17 protein-coding genes are annotated in these 18,212 nt (G+C 34.5%); 3 read left to right on the top strand and 14 right to left on the bottom strand.

Translation table 11 applies throughout. The features are described from left to right. Both Q5O30_RS06320 and htpG read left to right on the top strand, forming a co-directional pair. The coding region (locus Q5O30_RS06320) for a DUF5721 family protein (RefSeq protein WP_302674615.1) at window positions 1-518 on the top strand (518 nt) is incomplete at its 5' end. A gap of 167 nt (window positions 519-685) precedes the next feature. After that, window positions 686-2,674: a molecular chaperone HtpG gene (htpG, locus tag Q5O30_RS06315; protein ID WP_021952906.1), complete on the top strand. Its 1,989-nt coding sequence runs from the start codon at window positions 686-688 to the stop codon at window positions 2,672-2,674. A gap of 50 nt (window positions 2,675-2,724) precedes the next feature. Here htpG and Q5O30_RS06310 read toward each other — a convergent pair whose 3' ends face one another. Next, a complete protein-coding gene (locus Q5O30_RS06310; protein ID WP_021952905.1) occupies window positions 2,725-3,678 on the bottom strand; it encodes a tRNA-dihydrouridine synthase in 954 nt (317 codons plus the stop codon). A gap of 167 nt (window positions 3,679-3,845) precedes the next feature. Between Q5O30_RS06310 and argH the strand changes: the two genes are divergently transcribed. Then, window positions 3,846-5,219 carry an argininosuccinate lyase gene (argH, locus tag Q5O30_RS06305; RefSeq protein WP_021952904.1) on the top strand — a complete coding sequence of 458 codons (1,374 nt, stop codon included), beginning with the start codon at window positions 3,846-3,848 and terminating at the stop codon, window positions 5,217-5,219. 63 nt (window positions 5,220-5,282) lie between these two features. Here argH and Q5O30_RS06300 read toward each other — a convergent pair whose 3' ends face one another. From Q5O30_RS06300 to tgt, 13 genes are all read right to left on the bottom strand, one after another. Next, complete coding sequence (locus Q5O30_RS06300) at window positions 5,283-5,513, bottom strand: hypothetical protein (RefSeq protein ID WP_302674614.1); 231 nt, start codon at window positions 5,511-5,513, stop codon at window positions 5,283-5,285. A gap of 151 nt (window positions 5,514-5,664) precedes the next feature. After that, window positions 5,665-6,381: a hypothetical protein gene (locus Q5O30_RS06295; protein WP_021952902.1), complete on the bottom strand. Its 717-nt coding sequence runs from the start codon at window positions 6,379-6,381 to the stop codon at window positions 5,665-5,667. Continuing rightward, complete coding sequence (locus Q5O30_RS06290; RefSeq protein ID WP_021952901.1) at window positions 6,378-7,091, bottom strand: hypothetical protein; 714 nt, start codon at window positions 7,089-7,091, stop codon at window positions 6,378-6,380. Before Q5O30_RS06290 ends, Q5O30_RS06295 begins: the two co-directional genes overlap by 4 nt. A gap of 181 nt (window positions 7,092-7,272) precedes the next feature. Then, the gene (locus tag Q5O30_RS06285) at window positions 7,273-8,352 is read right to left on the bottom strand and encodes a DNA/RNA non-specific endonuclease (protein ID WP_021952900.1); all 1,080 of its coding nucleotides are present in this window, start codon (window positions 8,350-8,352) and stop codon (window positions 7,273-7,275) included. Further along, on the bottom strand, window positions 8,342-8,743 hold the full coding sequence (locus Q5O30_RS06280; protein ID WP_021952899.1) for a hypothetical protein: 402 nt from the start codon (window positions 8,741-8,743) through the stop codon (window positions 8,342-8,344). Before Q5O30_RS06280 ends, Q5O30_RS06285 begins: the two co-directional genes overlap by 11 nt. A 20-nt stretch (window positions 8,744-8,763) precedes the next feature. Continuing rightward, window positions 8,764-9,645, bottom strand: a complete 882-nt coding sequence (locus tag Q5O30_RS06275) for a mechanosensitive ion channel family protein (protein ID WP_021952898.1) — start codon at window positions 9,643-9,645, stop codon at window positions 8,764-8,766. A gap of 74 nt (window positions 9,646-9,719) precedes the next feature. Continuing rightward, complete coding sequence (locus Q5O30_RS06270) at window positions 9,720-10,883, bottom strand: phosphoglycerate dehydrogenase (RefSeq protein ID WP_021952897.1); 1,164 nt, start codon at window positions 10,881-10,883, stop codon at window positions 9,720-9,722. Between the two features lie 68 nt (window positions 10,884-10,951). Further along, the gene (gene serC, locus Q5O30_RS06265; protein ID WP_021952896.1) at window positions 10,952-12,034 is read right to left on the bottom strand and encodes a 3-phosphoserine/phosphohydroxythreonine transaminase; all 1,083 of its coding nucleotides are present in this window, start codon (window positions 12,032-12,034) and stop codon (window positions 10,952-10,954) included. Window positions 12,035-12,066: 32 nt separating this feature from the next. After that, a complete protein-coding gene (gene ilvB, locus Q5O30_RS06260) occupies window positions 12,067-13,758 on the bottom strand; it encodes a biosynthetic-type acetolactate synthase large subunit (RefSeq protein WP_021952895.1) in 1,692 nt (563 codons plus the stop codon). 20 nt (window positions 13,759-13,778) lie between these two features. Next, a complete protein-coding gene (ilvD, locus tag Q5O30_RS06255; RefSeq protein ID WP_021952894.1) occupies window positions 13,779-15,446 on the bottom strand; it encodes a dihydroxy-acid dehydratase in 1,668 nt (555 codons plus the stop codon). Window positions 15,447-15,463: 17 nt separating this feature from the next. After that, complete coding sequence (gene leuB / locus Q5O30_RS06250; RefSeq protein WP_021952893.1) at window positions 15,464-16,546, bottom strand: 3-isopropylmalate dehydrogenase; 1,083 nt, start codon at window positions 16,544-16,546, stop codon at window positions 15,464-15,466. A gap of 309 nt (window positions 16,547-16,855) precedes the next feature. Beyond that, entirely contained in the window at window positions 16,856-17,113 is a 258-nt protein-coding gene (gene yajC / locus Q5O30_RS06245) for a preprotein translocase subunit YajC (RefSeq protein WP_370553110.1), read from the bottom strand. A gap of 63 nt (window positions 17,114-17,176) precedes the next feature. Continuing rightward, the coding region (tgt, locus tag Q5O30_RS06240) for a tRNA guanosine(34) transglycosylase Tgt (RefSeq protein WP_302674613.1) at window positions 17,177-18,212 on the bottom strand (1,036 nt) is incomplete at its 5' end.

Below are 18,212 nucleotides of genomic sequence, written 5' to 3'. Positions count from 1 at the left end.
AGTATTTTGTCTGCTATAATTTTTTTATGATTAGTTTTAAAGTAAATGATATAAATAATTTTATGCAGCATCTTTTAGTTAAGGAGACTTTTGATAATTATTTATTATGCGAAGGACAAATTGATACTTCTAATTCGTTCTCCCTTAACGGACGGATAAATGCGGCTTTTTATGATTCTAATGAACTTGAAGCAAAAATAAATGACTTTGTATATTGGAAGGATATTAAACATATATGCTTTGAAATCATAAAAGGTAAAAAAGTTCCAACTAAAATGAAGCTGGTATTTTCTCTTGCCAAGGAATATCACGGCAAAATTCTAGACGCCTCCGGTATGGATATGGATTTACACCAAATAGGCGGACTGTACATACATATTTTATATGAAAATAATACATTAGAAGTTATAACAGGCACTTCCATTAATGTTTTCACCATGGATAAAACATTAGATCATTATTGGGATAAAATGGTTCTTACCTTTTTTAACAATTATTTTTCCTGTGACGAAAACTAATTTTTTCTAAAATGTTAACAAATAGTAAACTTTTAGCACTCGTTTGAAGTGAGTGCTAATTTTGTATTGACTTTTTATTTTTGTGCGTTAAAATTGACTTTATTGAGAAGGATTACTTCTCTTTTTAGATTTGAAATAAAATATTTTTATATAAGGAGTGATTAATAATGGCAAAAACAGGAAGTTTATCTATTAATAGCGAAAACATATTTCCTATTATTAAGAAATGGCTGTACTCTGACCATGACATTTTTTTCAGAGAATTAGTATCAAACGGATGTGATGCGATTACCAAATTAAAGAAATTGGATATGATGGGTGAAACAGAAATCGCTGATGACGAAGAGCTTAAGGTTCAGGTTATTGTAAATCCTAATGAAAAAACCATCACTTTTATTGATAACGGTATCGGCATGACGGAGGATGAAGTTGATGAATATATTAACCAGATTGCCTTTTCAGGTGCTGAAGCTTTCCTTGAACAGTACAAGGACAAAACATCTGATGACCAGATTATAGGACATTTTGGTTTAGGCTTCTACTCTGCTTTTATGGTTGCCGACAGAGTTACAATTGATACATTATCTTACAAGAAGGATGCTAAGGCTGTATTGTGGGATTGTGAAGACGGAACCGAATTTAACATGAGTGAATCTGACAAAACAACCCGTGGCACAAAGATTACTCTTTACTTAAATGAAGACAGTGTAGAATTTGCCAATATGTACAGAGCCCGTGAAGTTTTGGATAAATATTGCTCATTTATGCCTGTGGAAATATTCTTATCTGACGAAACTGCAGAGCCTGAATATGAAACAATTGACGAATCAGAATTAACAGAAAAAGATACTGTTATTGAACATATTGTAGAGCCGGCTAAAACTGAAGAAAAAGAAAAGGAAGACGGTACTAAGGAGACTGTAGAGGTTGAACCTGAAAAGAAAAAAGTTAAGGTTTTGAAGCGTCCGGTAAGTATCAGTGACACTACTCCTCTTTGGACAAAACATCCAAATGAATGTAGTGATGAAGAATATCGTGCATTTTATCATAAGGTTTTCATGGATTATAAGGAACCTTTATTCTGGATTCATTTAAATATGGATTATCCATTTAATTTGAAAGGTATTTTATACTTCCCTAAGATTAACATGGAATACGAATCCATAGAAGGCACTATTAAACTTTACAACAATCAGGTATTTATCGCCGATAATATTAAAGAGGTAATTCCTGAATTTTTAATGCTTTTAAAGGGTGTTATTGATTGTCCTGATCTTCCACTTAACGTTTCACGTTCTGCTTTGCAAAATGATGGTTTCGTTAAAAAGATTTCAGACTACATTACTAAGAAAGTTGCTGATAAATTATCCGGTATGTGTAAAACCGATAAGGAAAATTATGAGAAATACTGGGATGACATTAGTCCCTTCATTAAATACGGTTGCTTAAAAGACGAGAAATTCTGCGAAAAGATGTCTGACTATGTTCTTTTCAAGAACTTAGATAATAAATATCTTACATTTAAGGAATGCCTTGAAGAAAATAAGGAAAATCATGAAAACACTATTTTCTATACAAACGACCCTGTTCAGCAGAGCCAGTATGTAAATATGTTTAAGGCTCAGGGCATCGATGCAGTTATTTTAAAGGACAGCATTGACCAGCCATTTATTACACAGCTTGAATCAAAGAATGAAGGGGTTAAATTTAAACGTATTGATGATGAATTAAACGATTCATTCACGGAAGAATTAAGTGAAGATGAAGAAAAATCATTAAAAGAAAAGTTAAGCGAAACCTTCAAGAAAGCGTTGGGAAGGGAAATTGATATAAAGGTTCAGAAATTAAAGGATGAAAAGGTATCTTCTATGATTACCGTTTCTGAAGAGACACGCCGTATGCAGGATATGATGAAAATGTATGGTATGTCTAATATGGATCCTTCAATGTTTGGCGGAGCCGGTGAAACTCTTACCCTTAATGCTTCTAACAATCTTGTTAAGTATATTTTGGACAATCCGGAAGGTGAAAACACAGAGCTTATTTGCAAACAGCTTTATGATTTAGCATTAATAAGCCATACACCACTTAATCCTGAAAGCATGACAGCCTTCATTGAACGAAGCAATAAAATTCTTGAAATTTTAACTAAATAATTCAAAGAAACTCCGGTTACCTTTTCTTGTGTAATCGGAGTTTTTTCTTTTTATTTAAGTTCCATTGTTCCAAATATTTCTTCTACTGCCAGGTTGTATTTGTACAAATTCTGGCATTTTCTAACTAACTTGGCACACTTATTTTCATCTTCAAAATTCCATGATACATAATTCCAAAATTCCTTCATTTTGAATAAAAGGTGCTTATCAGCTTTCATTATTTTTTCAAAATCCCGGTACAGCCTGTCATGGTACTGTTTTAACATTTCTTTAGTAAGCTTCTCTTGTCCCTTAATTTCATTTACCAACTGTGGATTTGCAATCAGTCCTCTGCCAATCATTACCGCCTCTACATTGTACTTTTTTGCAAAATTTTCATAATCCATAACTGTTCTAATGTCCCCATTATAGCACAAAGGATTCCTGCTCACCTTGACAGCATAATCAAAAGCATTCATATCCGGCGTATCCCTATACATTTGCTTTCTGGTTCTGGGATGTATGGTAAGTTCACTAATAGGGTATTGGTTATAAACCTCCATAATGTCCGGAAATTCTTCAGCATCATTTACTCCTATCCTTGTTTTTACCGAAATATCCAGTCCTTTTTCGTCTGAATCCCTCCAGTTAAATATTTCCTCAAAAAATCTGTCCATGGCATCCGTATCCCTAAGGAATCCTGAACCTTTGTTTTTGGCTACTACCGTACCTGAAGGGCAACCAATATTTATATTAATTTCCTTTGTATAACCCATATCCATAATCTGTTTTGTAGCCTTTATAAAATAATCTGCCCGATTAGTTAAAATCTGAGGAACTAGATTTACCTTACCACTATTGTTTTCCGGCAAAATATCCCTTATTTCTTTTCCCTTTAATTTGTCATTTACACAGGGAGAAATAAAGGGAGCATAGTATTTATCCACTCCACCAAACAAATCTGCAAAAACATTTCTATATGTAAATCCCGTTACTCCCTCTAAAGGTGCAAAATAAAATTTCATTTCAACTGACCTTTCATTAGTTTTCTAATTATTTCATTGATTCTTAAGCAAGCTATAGTATATCAAAAGAACATTTGAAAAACCAGTGCTTAAATGATATACTTTTATAGTTGTAGGCCTATTTGGTCTTAAATAAACTAAAAATTACGAAATAGCGAGGTATACATATGAAATTATGGGGCGGTCGTTTTACAAAAGAGGAAAATCAGTTAGTTCATAACTTTAATGAATCTCTCTCTTTTGACCAGAAATTTTATGCACAGGATATACGTGGAAGTATTGCTCATGTTAAAATGCTTGGTAAACAAAATATTATTTCCACAGATGAAATGAATCAGATTATCAAAGGATTAGAAAGTATTAAGGAAGATATAGATAATGGTACTCTTCAGTTTTCAAAAGAAAGTGAAGATATTCACAGCTTTGTTGAAGCTAATTTAATAGAACGTATTGGCGATGCCGGCAAAAAGCTTCACACAGGAAGAAGCCGTAATGACCAGGTTGCCTTAGATATGAAATTATACACCAGAGATGAAGTGGTTGAAATTAACGGATTACTTAAGACTCTTCTTTCTTCTCTGTTAAATGTTATTGAAAATAACACAGAAACATATATGCCGGGATTTACTCATCTTCAAAAGGCACAGCCAATTACTCTTGCCCATCATTTTGGTGCATATTTTGAAATGTTTAAACGTGACCGTGACAGACTTGATGATATTTATAAACGAATGAATTATTGTCCTCTTGGTTCAGGTGCCCTTGCAGGAACTACCTATCCGTTAGACAGAGAATATACTGCACAGTTACTTGATTTTGACGGACCAACTTTAAACAGTATGGATTCAGTATCAGACAGGGACTACATAATTGAACTTCTTAGTGCATTATCCACCATTATGATGCATTTAAGCCGCTTCTGTGAGGAAATCTGCATTTGGAACTCCAATGAATACAGATTTGTCAACATTGACGATTCCTATAGCACAGGTTCAAGTATTATGCCACAGAAGAAAAATCCTGATATTGCAGAACTTATTCGTGGTAAAACGGGACGTGTATATGGTGCCCTTACTTCTATCCTTACAACAATGAAGGGACTTCCTCTTGCCTATAATAAGGATATGCAGGAAGATAAAGAGCTTACCTTTGATGCCATTGATACTGTAAAGGGCTGTATTGTTTTATTTACAGGAATGATTGACACAATGACTTTCAATAAAGATATTATGGAAGCCAGCACCAAACATGGATTTACTAATGCCACAGATGCTGCTGACTACCTTGTAAATCATGGTGTTCCTTTTAGAGATGCCCACGGAATTGTAGGTCAGTTAGTTCTTTTCTGTGAAGAAAAGAAAATTGCCTTAGACGATATGACTTTAGACGAATATAAGGCAATCAGCCCTGTTTTTGAAGATGATATATACAATGCTATCAGCTTAGAAACATGCGTAAACAAGCGAACAACCATCGGTGCTCCGGGACCTGACGCAATGAAAAAAGTAATTAAGGTATATAAAGAATATTTAAACAAATAAATCCGTACACAAAAATCTCCTGTCAGGCTATCCTGTAACAGGAGATTTTTAGTATGTATATTTTTAATCTATATTATTGTTTGATTTGTCCACCTTTTTCTGAATCCAATAAAATATTATGGCAGTCATAATGATTGACCATCCCAGATAAATTCCATTATTTTTAAAAATTTTATCAATCAGAAAAAATATGAAATAACCTATTACACAACCAAAAATCATAAGAATGGCATTTGGGTTAAGTAAAAACATAATCAATGAACCAAATATTACTCCACAATAACTTGAAAACATTTTTTGTATTGTTACTGTTGAAATTTTGTTCCCCTTTATGCATAAATACAAGCCTCCCAAAATGGATGCCGTTGCTTTAAGTATAAACAACCTCCAAAAAAGAAAAGTTAATATTTCCATATCTGCCTCCATAACCATAGCAAATTTTAACTTACCGATGTATGTTCTTTAATCTAACCTTGTATACTATTGTTGTTAAAAATACAATTATAGCCAAAAACAATAAAGAAAAATAACTATAATCTAAAGTTAAAATAGATAAGTATACAGGTCCCCATGTTTTCACCTTTTCATATGGATAAATGGCATATGAGCTTCCAAAAAACATTCCACAAACCCTAAAAGTTGCAAAAAGAATAACCATAAAATAAAACACATTGATTTTCTTTACTTTTATTGCTAGCAAAATGCTTATCACTACCGCAATTCCTATTGCCAGAACAAATACGACATATCTGATTTCATAAGAATTTATATCAAAATAACTGTCTGCAAAATCCTCTCTTTTATTATGGGGAATAACTAAATAAATGTATTCATATAAAATTCCCATTGCCAATAAATAAAATGTGTCAAATATGCAGATAAATGATGATATAAACATCCCCTCATTATTAAATATTCTATCAAATATGTAAAAAAAAATGCTACATACAACAGCTCCTAATATCATTATTACTATTTTTCCGCTTAATACAAATCCCAGCAAAGAACCAAATATAATCCCACAATACAATGATAATATTATTGAAATGTTTCTTCGTGAAAATCTGCATAATCCCATATATAACATTATACCTAAAATTAATAAAATAAACTGAACTGTGTACATTATTTCTCTTTTATAAAGAAAAGTTAATATTTTCATTTCCTCTCCTTTTGAATCCAATAAAAAGATGTTGTTAGCAAGATAATTGGCAGTATCAAATATATTCCATTATACTCATAGTGGACATTTAATAACGGAATATACATTATTTCCCAATTATATACTTTATTCATAAAATAAAATGTATACGAAAACAATGTTCCAAATATCTGAATTCCCCCTATGAATATTGCCATGGCAGTTAAAACATCTCTATTTTTAATTGTCAAAGATAACGCAATTGCAACTATCAGACCTATTATAACGGATATAAGCAGCACCGTATCCCAGACAACATAATCCTCTGAATGAAAATATTGCATAATTATATTTAACTCAGCATCACTTATATTAATATTCTTTTCTTTCCTCCTAAGAATAAAATATATGATTCCCATTACAACTATATAAATACTATCTGTTGATGCAATAAATGCTGTGACAAACATACCATCATTTTTAAATATTTTATCCGTCCAATAGAAAACACCAATGCCTACGACAGCTCCAATTAACATGGCATAGGCAGATTTTGTAAGTAAGAATCCTCCTAATGAGCCAAATATTATTCCAATATAAATTGAAAAAAAATTTCGTAACTTATATTTTTTTATTTTTTTTGCTTTTAAGCATAAATATATTCCACTAAATAGCATTATTACCTTTATGATTATGAATAATTTAAAATATAAAAATGTTAATATTTCCATAACTCCCTCCATGAATCAATCAAGCCTTAAAAAGGCAATGTTAACCTATATTAATACAAAAAATTATATTTCAAAATTGTATCTTTCTTGTAACATTATCAAATATTTCATACTAAAACAGGCATTACCTTAACGCCAAGGTAACACCTGTTTCTAAATCATATCTATAGTCTAAGTCATTCTAAGGGTTACATATTTTGCACGGTTCGTACCCCTGTTCTATCACTTCTTCTCTAGAGCCTTTATATTTGCCTTTATTTGCCTCACTCATTTGCTTAACACCTCTACATCCCGGCAAATGGAACTTATGTGTATTCATGTTTAAAATATAATCATACTTTGAATCATCCTGATTCTCATTAGATGTTTGATTTTTTGATGTTCCACCTTTTGAAGTGGTATTTTTACTGTTTCCATTTTGTGCTGTTTTAATTTTCCCTGAGCCACTGCTTTCCCCTGTGGCATAGTTTATTTTTACCTTTGGCTGAACATTATAGCAAAATACGTTAAAACATATTCCGTCTCCATCATCCTCGACAGAATATCCTTCCATTAAGACACCTCTTGCCACCAATTCATTTCCACCAAACACAGGAGTAACCCTATACATTACGTGATTTTTGGTTTCTTTTACATAATCTGCCACCATATTTTCAAAAGGAAGCATACCATCAACATTTAAATATCTGGTTCCCGTAATAAGGTTTCTCTCGTTGGCATTTTCTCCTGATAACTGGTATCCGATTAAATGACATCGGTTGTACAATGATTTTCCGTCAACAAAATCATATCTAACCGAATGCCAGCCTGTGGGCTTTACCTGACTTATGGAGTCTCTCTTTTCACTAGGCATTAAGTCTGTTCCAATAGATGCCTCAGCCACTCCACATCTTCCCAGATAATCAAGCTTTGAATACTTTTCAAAGGACTTTCCCTTTAATTCATTCTTTTTAAAAAATGGCTCGTTATTGTTAATTGCAACATATGGTTTGTTTTTATATTTCGGAACATTTTTATAGCTAAATGACGATTTGCTGCTCTTAGTTGTCCTTTTACTACTTTTATTCTTTTTCGACGATGTGTTTTTGCCACTTTTTTTCTTTGGCTTCTTAGAATCACTTTTAGTGGCACTGTTGCTCTTAGTAACTGCCTGAGTTACCTCTGTATTGTCTGAGTAAGTGGATATATCCTGACTACATCCTGAAAACAATAAAGCAATAAGTGTTAAATATACCAATAAACCTTTAAATTTATTCTTCATTTCTCAAATACACCTCTTTAACTATTTTTTCATGGGAATATCCCTTAAATTCCAAAGTAGACGTTAAATGGTAGCCTTCTAAATTGAGGCAATAATCTGACGGATATACTTTGTCCCATCTGTAAACAATTATTTTCTTTATATTTTCTAACTGAACATCTTCATTTTCCACAAAACAAAAGTCATTTTCCAAATATTGCCCTTCAAAATCATCAGTTATAACTATGTTTTCACATTCATTTTCAAATAATTTATGTGAATATTCAGTCATTATTAAATTATTGTTTTTAGTAATAAAGGCTATATCCTTAATTACTTCTCTATCCCGGCTTTGTCTTCTGTTATTAAAATACATACCGTTATTTAAATCCAAACATACAATTAAAACCATAGCAAGTGTTTCCTCCTCGTCTACTTATTTGAAATATGCACGTCTAACTGATTATAAGGTATAACAATGTCTTTTTCATCAAGACCTGTTTTGATATGTTCATTTAAATAGTCATATGCCTGCCAATAATCCTTTGTTTCCACCCATACTCTTGCCTCTAATGCTATGGCACTGTCATCTAATTTGGTAATTGCCACATCATTAGACCTGTCCTTTAGTGTATATGGGCATTTTGATATAATATCCCGTACAACATTTTTAACATTAGCAAGGTCGCTGTCATAGTGAACTGAAAACTTTACGTCTACACGTCTGCCGTCTTCATTGGAATAATTAATAATAGTATTATTTGCCACTTCACCGTTAGGACATTTTATAATTCTGTTGTCATATTTAACCAATGTTGTATATATAATGTCAATTTTCTTAACAATACCTTCTTCACCACATATTTGTACATAATCCCCTATTATAAATGGTTTTGAAACCAAAATAAGTACGCCGCCTGCAAAGTTGGCAAGGCTTCCCTGAAGTGCCAGACCTATGGATAATCCACCTGTTCCTAAAAGGGTAATAAAAGATGTTGTCTGGATGCCGATTTCACCACATATAATGATTAAAACCATAACATAACCCACAACTTTTATTATTGAGTCAATAAATTTTACAACTCCCAAATCCACTGTAGACTTAAGAAGTAACTTTTTAACAAATTTCCGGACAAACTTAATTATAATTTTTCCAATTACAAATATTATAATTGCAACTAGTATGCTAAATCCGAAATTAATAAGCTTGTCCACCATGCTATCTGTAAATTTGGCTAATCTGCTTACATCCTGGCTGATTTTTTCAGCATCTAATTCATCTACTACATTATCGGCTGCTAATAAAAATTCCATAATACTCTCCATAAAATCAATAATGAGGCTATTATACAACAGCCTCATTATATCAGTAAATTATTAAAAATAAATTATTTAACTACTCTTACCTTAATTACACCTTCAACTGCATTTAATTTTTCAATTAAAGCATCTGTTACAGGGTGGTCTAAATCAATAATTGCGTACGCAAAGTCTCCTCTTGACTTATCTACCATATCTGCCACGTTAATGTTTTCACCTGCTACTACAGATGTAAGCTGACCAATCATGTTTGGTACGTTTTTATGACAAATAGTAATTCTGGCTGTCTTATCACATACACCAAGAGTTGCTGCAGGATAGTTTACTGAATTTGTAATATTTCCGTTTTCAACGAAATCCATGATTTCATTTACTGCCATTACAGCACAGTTGTCTTCTGATTCTTCTGTTGATGCTCCAAGGTGAGGAGTTGCAATTACGCCATCCATATTAGCTGTCTTTGCATTAGGGAAATCTGTAACGTATTTTTTAACCTTACCTGACTTAATTGCCTCAGCCATATCATCATCACATACAAGTAAATCTCTTGCAAAGTTAAGAACAACAACACCATCCTTCATTATGGCAATTGTGTCTTTATTAATCATTTCCTTTGTATCATCAAGAAGAGGTGTGTGAACTGTAATAAAATCACATGTCTTAAAAATTTCTTCTCTTGTATTTACAAGATTAACTGCTCTCTTAAGGCTTAATGCACTTTCAACTGAAAGATAAGGGTCTGTTCCATATACTTCCATTCCCAGTGAAACAGCCATATTTGCTACTAATCTTCCGATTGCTCCAAGACCAATAACACCAAGCTTTTTACCTTTAATTTCATTTCCGGCAAAATTCTTTTTTGCCTTTTCCATTGTCTTGTTAATGTTTTCATCTTCCTTGTTATCGCTTACCCACTTGTTGCCTCCGATTATATCTCTTGAAGCAAGAAGCATTCCACAAAGAACTAATTCCTTTACTCCGTTAGCATTTGCTCCAGGTGTGTTAAATACAACAATACCCTTTTCAGCACACTTATCAAGGGGAATATTATTAACTCCTGCACCTGCTCTTGCTACTGCCATAAGGCTTTCCGGTAAATCCAAATCATGCATTGCCGCACTTCTTACCAAAGCTACATCAGCCTGTGCAAAATCATCTGTCATTTCATAATTATCGCTAAATAAATCTGTTCCTAATTTAGAAATAGGATTTAAACAATTTACTTTTGTCATTTCTCTGCTCCTTATTTTATATTATAATCTGCAGCATAACCTAAAAAGCCATGCTGCAATATATTAAATTACATATTCTCTTTTTCAAATTTATCCATAAATTCTACCAAAGCCTTAACACCTTCAATAGGCATAGCATTATAAATACTTGCTCTCATTCCACCTACAGTTCTATGTCCCTTAAGATTTTCAAGTCCTGCAGCCTTAGCTTCTGCAACAAATTTTGCGTCTAATTCTTCGTTTCCTGTTACAAAAGGAACATTCATTAATGAACGGTCTTTTGGAACTACTGTTCCCTTAAATAACTTGCTGTTATCTAAGAAATCATAAAGAATTTTAGCCTTTTCTTCGTTATGCTTCTTCATTGCTTCAAGACCACCCATTTTCTTAATCCACTTAAATACCTTACCACAGATATAAATTCCATAGCAAGGAGGTGTATTGTAAAGTGAGCCTGCATCTGCCTGTGTCTTCCATGCCAGCATAGTTGGTACAGTACTGTCAACTTCCTCAGGAATTAAATCTTCCCTAATAATTGCAATAACAACACCTGCAGGTCCTACGTTCTTCTGAACACCACCATAAATAACGCCATACTTTGTAACATCAACCGGCTCTGAAAGGAAACATGATGATACATCAGCTACTAATGTATGTCCCTTTGTATTTGGTAATTCATGATATTTTGTACCATAAATTGTATTGTTCTCACAAATATAAACGTAATCTACATCATCATCAATATCCAAGTCACTGCAATCAGGAATATATGAGAATGTCTTATCAGCTGATGAAGCAACTCTCTTTACCTCAAGAAATTTTTCAGCCTCTGCAGCTGCTTTCTTTGCCCACTGACCTGTGATAATATATGCTGCCTTACCATTTTTCTTTAAATTCATAGGAACTGCAGCAAACTGCTGTGAAGCTCCTCCCTGAAGGAATAATACCTTATAGTTATCAGGAATATTCATTAAATCTCTAATATCCTGTTCTGCTTCATCAATAATCTGCTGGAACATTTTTGAACGATGGCTCATTTCCATTACGCTCATTCCACATCCCTTGTAATCAAGCATTTCATCTGCTGCTTCTTTCAATACTTCTTCCGGTAATACTGCCGGACCTGCTGAGAAATTATATACTCTGCTCATTTTTTATTTGCCTCCTAATTTATATTATATATTTAACAATCATATCCTCTTGCTGCTAAATCCTCTTCAGAGAATGCCTCACTGATAGCTGTATTAGCAGGAACCATTGGAAATACCTTATCGTCTTCATCTATCTGTGCATCAATTACACAAGGGATGTTTAATTCGATAGCTTCTTTCAATGCCTTTTCAAATTCATCTACAGTTGTTACACGGTAAGCCTTAGCTCCCATACCTTCTGAAATCTTTACGAAATCAACTGCATCATTAAGAACTGTATTAGAATATCTCTTTCCGTAGAATAATGTCTGCCACTGTCTAACCATTCCCAAAACGTGATTGTTAATTACAATCTGAATAATTGGAATGTTATATCTTGTTGCTGTGGCAATTTCGTTCATATTCATTCTAAAGCAACCGTCACCTGCGATATTTACGCAAATCTTGTCTTTGTTGCCCATTTTTGAACCTATACAAGCGCCAACACCATATCCCATGGTACCAAGTCCACCGGATGTAATAAGCTGTCTTGGTCTGCTATATTTATAAAACTGTGCTGCCCACATCTGATGCTGTCCAACATCTGTTGTAATAATAGCATCTCCCTTTGTAATGTTGTACAAAGAATCAATAACTGCCGGACCTGTAAGTTTCGACTTATCTAAATCAAGAGGATATTTTTCTTTCATTTCCTCTATATGCTTCATCCAGTCTTCATGATTCTGTGGAGTAACTAATTTATTGAGTCTTACGAGAACTTCCTTAATGTCACCTATAATGCTGGCATCAGCCTTAATATTTTTATTAATTTCTGACGGATCCACATCAATATGTACAACACTGGCATTATTAGCAAACTTCTTTGCATTACCTGTAACTCTGTCGCTAAATCTCGCTCCAAGAACTAATAGTAAATCACATTCAGTAACACCAAAGTTTGATGTCTTTGTTCCATGCATACCAATCATGCCTGTATATCTCTTATTAGTTCCCTCAATAACACCTTTACCCATAAGTGTGTCACATACAGGTGCGTCAACTAATTGAGCAAATTCTCTTACTTCCTTATCTGCTTCAGATATTACGGCACCACCGCCAACTAAAATAAACGGTTTCTTAGAAGCTGCAATCATTTCTGCAACTGTATTTAAATCATCTTCAGTAATCATATCTGAATATCTCTTTATTTCTTCAGGCTTCTTACTTTCAAAATCAATCTTGTTAGCTGTAACATCCTTTGTAATATCTACAAGTACAGGGCCCGGTCTTCCACTCTTAGCAATTTTAAATGCTTTTCTAAGTGTAGGTGCTAAATCCTCAATTTCCTTTACAATAAAGTTATGCTTTGTAATAGGCATTGTTGCACCAACAATATCTATTTCCTGGAATGAATCCTTTCCAAGACCTGATTTTGCAACGTTAGCTGTAATAGCTACTAGTGGAACAGAATCCATATATGCTGTTGCAATACCTGTAACAAGATTTGTTGCTCCCGGACCTGATGTTGCCATACAAACTCCAACCTTACCTGTTGAACGGGCATATCCGTCAGCAGCATGGGCTGCACCCTGTTCATGGGATACAAGGATGTGATTTATATCATCTGAGTTCTTGTAAAGCTCATCGTAAATATTTAAAATAGTTCCTCCCGGATAACCGAATACTGTATCAACACCCTGTTCTTTAAGACATTCTATAACAATTTGTGAACCATTTAATATCATAGTATTTCCTCTCTTCCGCTTTATTTATTTATCTCTAATGTAGCTCCCTTATTGCCTGATGTAACCATAGAAGCGTATCTTGCTAAATAGCCTGTAGTTACCTTTGGCTCTCTAGGCTGCCATTTTTCTTTTCTCTTTGCCATTTCTTCATCTGAAACATCTACATTAAGTGTCATTTCAGGAATATTTATCTTAATAATATCTCCCTCTTCAACTAATGCTATAGGTCCGCCTACAGCTGCCTCAGGTGATACGTGTCCAATGGAAGCTCCTCTTGAAGCACCTGAAAATCTGCCGTCTGTAATAAGAGCAACTGTCTCACCAAGTCCCATACCTGCAATAGCTGATGTAGGATTTAACATCTCTCTCATACCAGGGCCACCCTTAGGTCCTTCATATCTGATAACAACAACATCACCATCAACAATTTTTCCACCTTTAATTGCTGCAATAGCATCTTCCTCACATTCAAACACTCTTGCCGGTCCTTCATGTACCATCATTGAGTCTGCAACTGCTGAACGTTTAACAACTGAACCATCAGGTGCAAGATTTCCCTTAAGAACTGCAAGACCACCTGTTTTACTATATGGATTGTCTAACGGCCTTATAACCTCAGGGTTCTTATTTACGCAACCCTTAATATTCTCTCCAACAGTCTTTCCTGTAACTGTCATACAATCTTCATGTAATAAACCAAGTTCACTTAACTCATTCATAACTGCGTAAACACCACCGGCTTCGTTAAGGTCTTCCATATATGTAGGACCTGCAGGAGCCAAATGACATAAATTAGGTGTCTTAGCACTGATTTCATTAGCAAATGAAATATCAAAATCAAATCCTATTTCATGGGCAATTGCCGGAAGATGTAACATACTGTTTGTTGAGCATCCCAGTGCCATATCTACTGTTAATGCATTGAGAATTGCATCTTTTGTCATAATATCTCTTGGTCTGATATCTTTTCTTACCATTTCCATTACAGCCATACCTGCATGTTTTGCAAGTTTAAGTCTCTCAGAATAAACTGCCGGAATGGTTCCATTTCCTTTAAGTCCCATACCCAGTGCTTCTGTTAAGCAGTTCATTGAGTTAGCTGTATACATTCCTGAACATGAACCACATGTAGGACATACCTTTTCCTCAAATTCTCTTACGTCATCAAGAGTCATTTTACCGGCAGCATTCGCACCAACCGCTTCAAACATTGATGAAAGACTTCTCTTCTGACCATGTACATGTCCTGCAAGCATTGGTCCACCTGAAACAAATACTGTTGGAACATTAACTCTGGCAGCTGCCATTAAAAGTCCCGGTACGTTTTTGTCACAGTTAGGAATCATTACCAATGCATCAAACTGATGGGCTTTAGCCATACATTCAGTTGAATCTGCAATTAAATCCCTTGTTACGAGAGAATATTTCATTCCCTCATGTCCCATAGCAATACCATCGCAAACAGCAATAGCCGGGAACATAATTGGAGTACCACCTGCCATGGCAACTCCCATTTTAACTGCCTGTGCTATTTTGTCCAGATTCATATGTCCCGGAACAATTTCATTATATGAACAAACAATACCAACCAAAGGTCTTGAAAGCTCTTCCTCTGTCATACCGAGAGCATTAAACAATGACCTATGTGGTGCCTGCTGTATTCCTTTTTTTACTGAATCACTCTTCATAATAAACCTCCTGAAATTTATATTCTCTTTACGATTTCATTGCCCATTTCCTTACAGCCTACCAGTGTCATGCCATCTGACATAATATCAATTGTTCTGATATTATCTTCAAGAACCTTTTCCACTGCCTTTTCCACTGCATCAGCTTCCTCATCCAAATCAAAGGAATATCTAAGCATCATAGCTGCTGAAAGAACTGTAGCTATAGGATTTGCCTTATTCTGTCCTGCTATATCCGGTGCTGCTCCATGACTTGGTTCGTAAAGTCCGAACTTATCCTCTCTAAGACTTGCTGATGATAACATTCCTATGGAACCTGTTATCATACTTGCCTCATCTGATAAAATGTCACCAAACATATTTTCAGTAACCACCACATCAAACTGTGCCGGATTTTTTACCAGCTGCATTGCACAGTTATCTACCAACATATGGGTAAGGGTAACTTCAGGATAATCCTTTGCCACTTCGTTTACGATTTTGTCCCACAATCTTGAGCTGTCCAATACATTAGATTTATCAACGCTTATGACATTCTTTCTTCTCTTCATTGCAATGTCAAAAGCTTTTTTAGCAATTCTTCTTATTTCATTTTCGTTATATGTCAAAGTATCTGTTGCCGTAAGAACCCCATCGACTTCCTCTGTTTTTCTTTCGCCAAAATAAAGTCCGCCTGTAAGCTCTCTTACAATAATCATATCAAAGCCTGCATCTGCCACTTCTTCCTTTAACGGACATGCACCCTTCAATTCTTTGTAAAGATAAGCCGGTCTTAAATTAGCAAAAAGATTCAAACCTTTTCTAATTGCAAGAAGTCCTGCCTCCGGTCTTAAATTAGGTGGTAGTTCATACCAACTGTCTTTACCGACGACTCCACCCACGGCACCTAACAATACCGCATCACTTTTCTTTGCTGTCTCAAGTGCATCCTCTGTAAGAGGGACACCATATTTGTCTATAGATATGCCACCCATATCAACTTCCGTGTATTGGAAACTATGTCCAAACTTTTCCCCGACAGCATTAAGAACCTTCTGTGCTTCTGTAACAATTTCCGGTCCGATTCCATCTCCTGGAATTACTGCAACATTAAAATTCATTATGCTTCCTCTTTTCCTTATAGTTTCTAGTGGATATAATTAATTTCTATGTATAATCACTGTATTTAATTTCTAATTATAAAAATCCACATTAACTCATAAATTATAACCCAAATAAACTCATTTTTCAACACATATATCTTAATCAGTTTTATTGATTATTTTTACTGTGAAAAGATCGTATATTTTAGTTAAGTTTTGCCGTAAATATATAACTATAAAAAGAAGGAACATCTGAAACCCTGATTCCAGATATTCCTTCCAATATCAAATCTAAAAACCTAGATTATAACCCGCATGTTTAAAATATTATGCTTCTGCTTTTTCCACGTCAACTATTGCTGCCTTCTGCATTGGTATTCTGCAGTTTTTGTTTCCACCAAACTCAACAATAACTGTTTCTTCCTGAACATCAATAATCATTCCGTAGAATCCGCTTGTGGTTAAAACACTATCACCGATTTCAACACTATCCATTAAAGCTTTCTGCTTTTTTTCCTGTTTCTTCTGTGGTCTGATAGCGATAAAATACATAAATCCAATAATAATTACAACATATGCAATCATTATAAGTATTCCCTGACTTGAGCCTGAACCTGCTGCTACTAAAACTGGCATAAAACCTACCTCCTAATTCTTGTCGTTTTCTTTAAAACCTTCCAGTTTATTATTTTTATACTCACTGTATCTTCCGGCTTTTATAGCCTCTCTGATTTCCTCCATCATTGTATTATAAAAATATAAATTATGCAATACACACAAACGCATTCCCAACATTTCTTTAGCTTTAAGTAAATGTCTGATATATGCTCTTGTATGATATTTACATGCCGGACACTGACATCCTTCCTCTATCGGTCTGTCATCAGTCTCATACTTTGCATTAAACAAATTGAGCTTTCCTGCATTAGTATAAACATGACCATGTCTTCCGTTTCTTGAAGGATATACACAATCGAAAAAGTCAACTCCCCTCTCAACTGCCTCTAATATATTAGCCGGTGTTCCTACACCCATAAGATAAACCGGCTTGTCTCCCGGAAGATATGGAACTACCTTTTCAATAATACGGTACATTTCCGCGTGACTTTCCCCAACTGCCAGACCGCCTATGGCATAACCATCTAAATCAATATCAGAGATGGCTTTTGCATGCTCAATACGGACATCATCATATATCCCCCCTTGGTTGATTCCAAAAAGCATCTGATTTTTGTTTATTGTATCCTCAAGACCGTTTAAACGATTCATTTCCTTTCTGCATCTTTTAAGCCATCTTGCGGTTCGTGCAACTGAATTTTCAATATAGTCTCTTGAAGCCACACTGGAAGGACATTCATCAAATGCCATGGCTATGGTTGATGCAAGATTTGACTGAATCTGCATACTTTCTTCCGGACCCATAAAAATCTTTCTTCCATCTACATGAGAGTTAAAATAAACTCCTTCTTCTTTTATTTTTCTAAGACCAGCCAGAGAAAAAACCTGAAATCCACCTGAGTCTGTAAGTATGGGCTTATCCCAATTCATAAACCTGTGTAAGCCCCCAAGCTGCTTAACTATCTTATCTCCCGGTCTTACATGAAGGTGATAAGTGTTAGATAATTCCACCTGTGTCTTTATTTCCTTTAAATCTTCTGCAGCTACTGCACCTTTTATGGCTCCC

It is taken from the genome of Eubacterium sp. CAG:161 (assembly GCF_000432355.1).
Lineage (GTDB): Bacteria > Bacillota > Clostridia > Lachnospirales > Lachnospiraceae > Eubacterium_G > Eubacterium_G segne.
Note: the sequence above shows the minus strand (reverse complement) of the source record. Positions and strands in the feature narration are given on the sequence as shown.

Bases quoted from the DNA above. Each gene is read 5' to 3' on its own strand.
- htpG (WP_021952906.1), top strand. From the start codon at position 686: ATGGCAAAAACAGGAAGTTTATCTATTAATAGCGAAAACATATTTCCT.
- Q5O30_RS06310 (WP_021952905.1), bottom strand. From the start codon at position 3,678: ATGAAATTTTATTTTGCACCTTTAGAGGGAGTAACGGGATTTACATAT.
- argH (WP_021952904.1), top strand. From the start codon at position 3,846: ATGAAATTATGGGGCGGTCGTTTTACAAAAGAGGAAAATCAGTTAGTT.
- Q5O30_RS06300 (WP_302674614.1), bottom strand. From the start codon at position 5,513: ATGTTTTCAAGTTATTGTGGAGTAATATTTGGTTCATTGATTATGTTT.
- Q5O30_RS06295 (WP_021952902.1), bottom strand. From the start codon at position 6,381: ATGAAAATATTAACTTTTCTTTATAAAAGAGAAATAATGTACACAGTT.
- Q5O30_RS06290 (WP_021952901.1), bottom strand. From the start codon at position 7,091: ATGGAAATATTAACATTTTTATATTTTAAATTATTCATAATCATAAAG.
- Q5O30_RS06285 (WP_021952900.1), bottom strand. From the start codon at position 8,352: ATGAAGAATAAATTTAAAGGTTTATTGGTATATTTAACACTTATTGCT.
- Q5O30_RS06280 (WP_021952899.1), bottom strand. From the start codon at position 8,743: ATGGTTTTAATTGTATGTTTGGATTTAAATAACGGTATGTATTTTAAT.
- Q5O30_RS06275 (WP_021952898.1), bottom strand. From the start codon at position 9,645: ATGGAATTTTTATTAGCAGCCGATAATGTAGTAGATGAATTAGATGCT.
- Q5O30_RS06270 (WP_021952897.1), bottom strand. From the start codon at position 10,883: ATGACAAAAGTAAATTGTTTAAATCCTATTTCTAAATTAGGAACAGAT.
- serC (WP_021952896.1), bottom strand. From the start codon at position 12,034: ATGAGCAGAGTATATAATTTCTCAGCAGGTCCGGCAGTATTACCGGAA.
- ilvB (WP_021952895.1), bottom strand. From the start codon at position 13,758: ATGATATTAAATGGTTCACAAATTGTTATAGAATGTCTTAAAGAACAG.
- ilvD (WP_021952894.1), bottom strand. From the start codon at position 15,446: ATGAAGAGTGATTCAGTAAAAAAAGGAATACAGCAGGCACCACATAGG.
- leuB (WP_021952893.1), bottom strand. From the start codon at position 16,546: ATGAATTTTAATGTTGCAGTAATTCCAGGAGATGGAATCGGACCGGAA.
- yajC (WP_370553110.1), bottom strand. From the start codon at position 17,113: ATGATTGCATATGTTGTAATTATTATTGGATTTATGTATTTTATCGCT.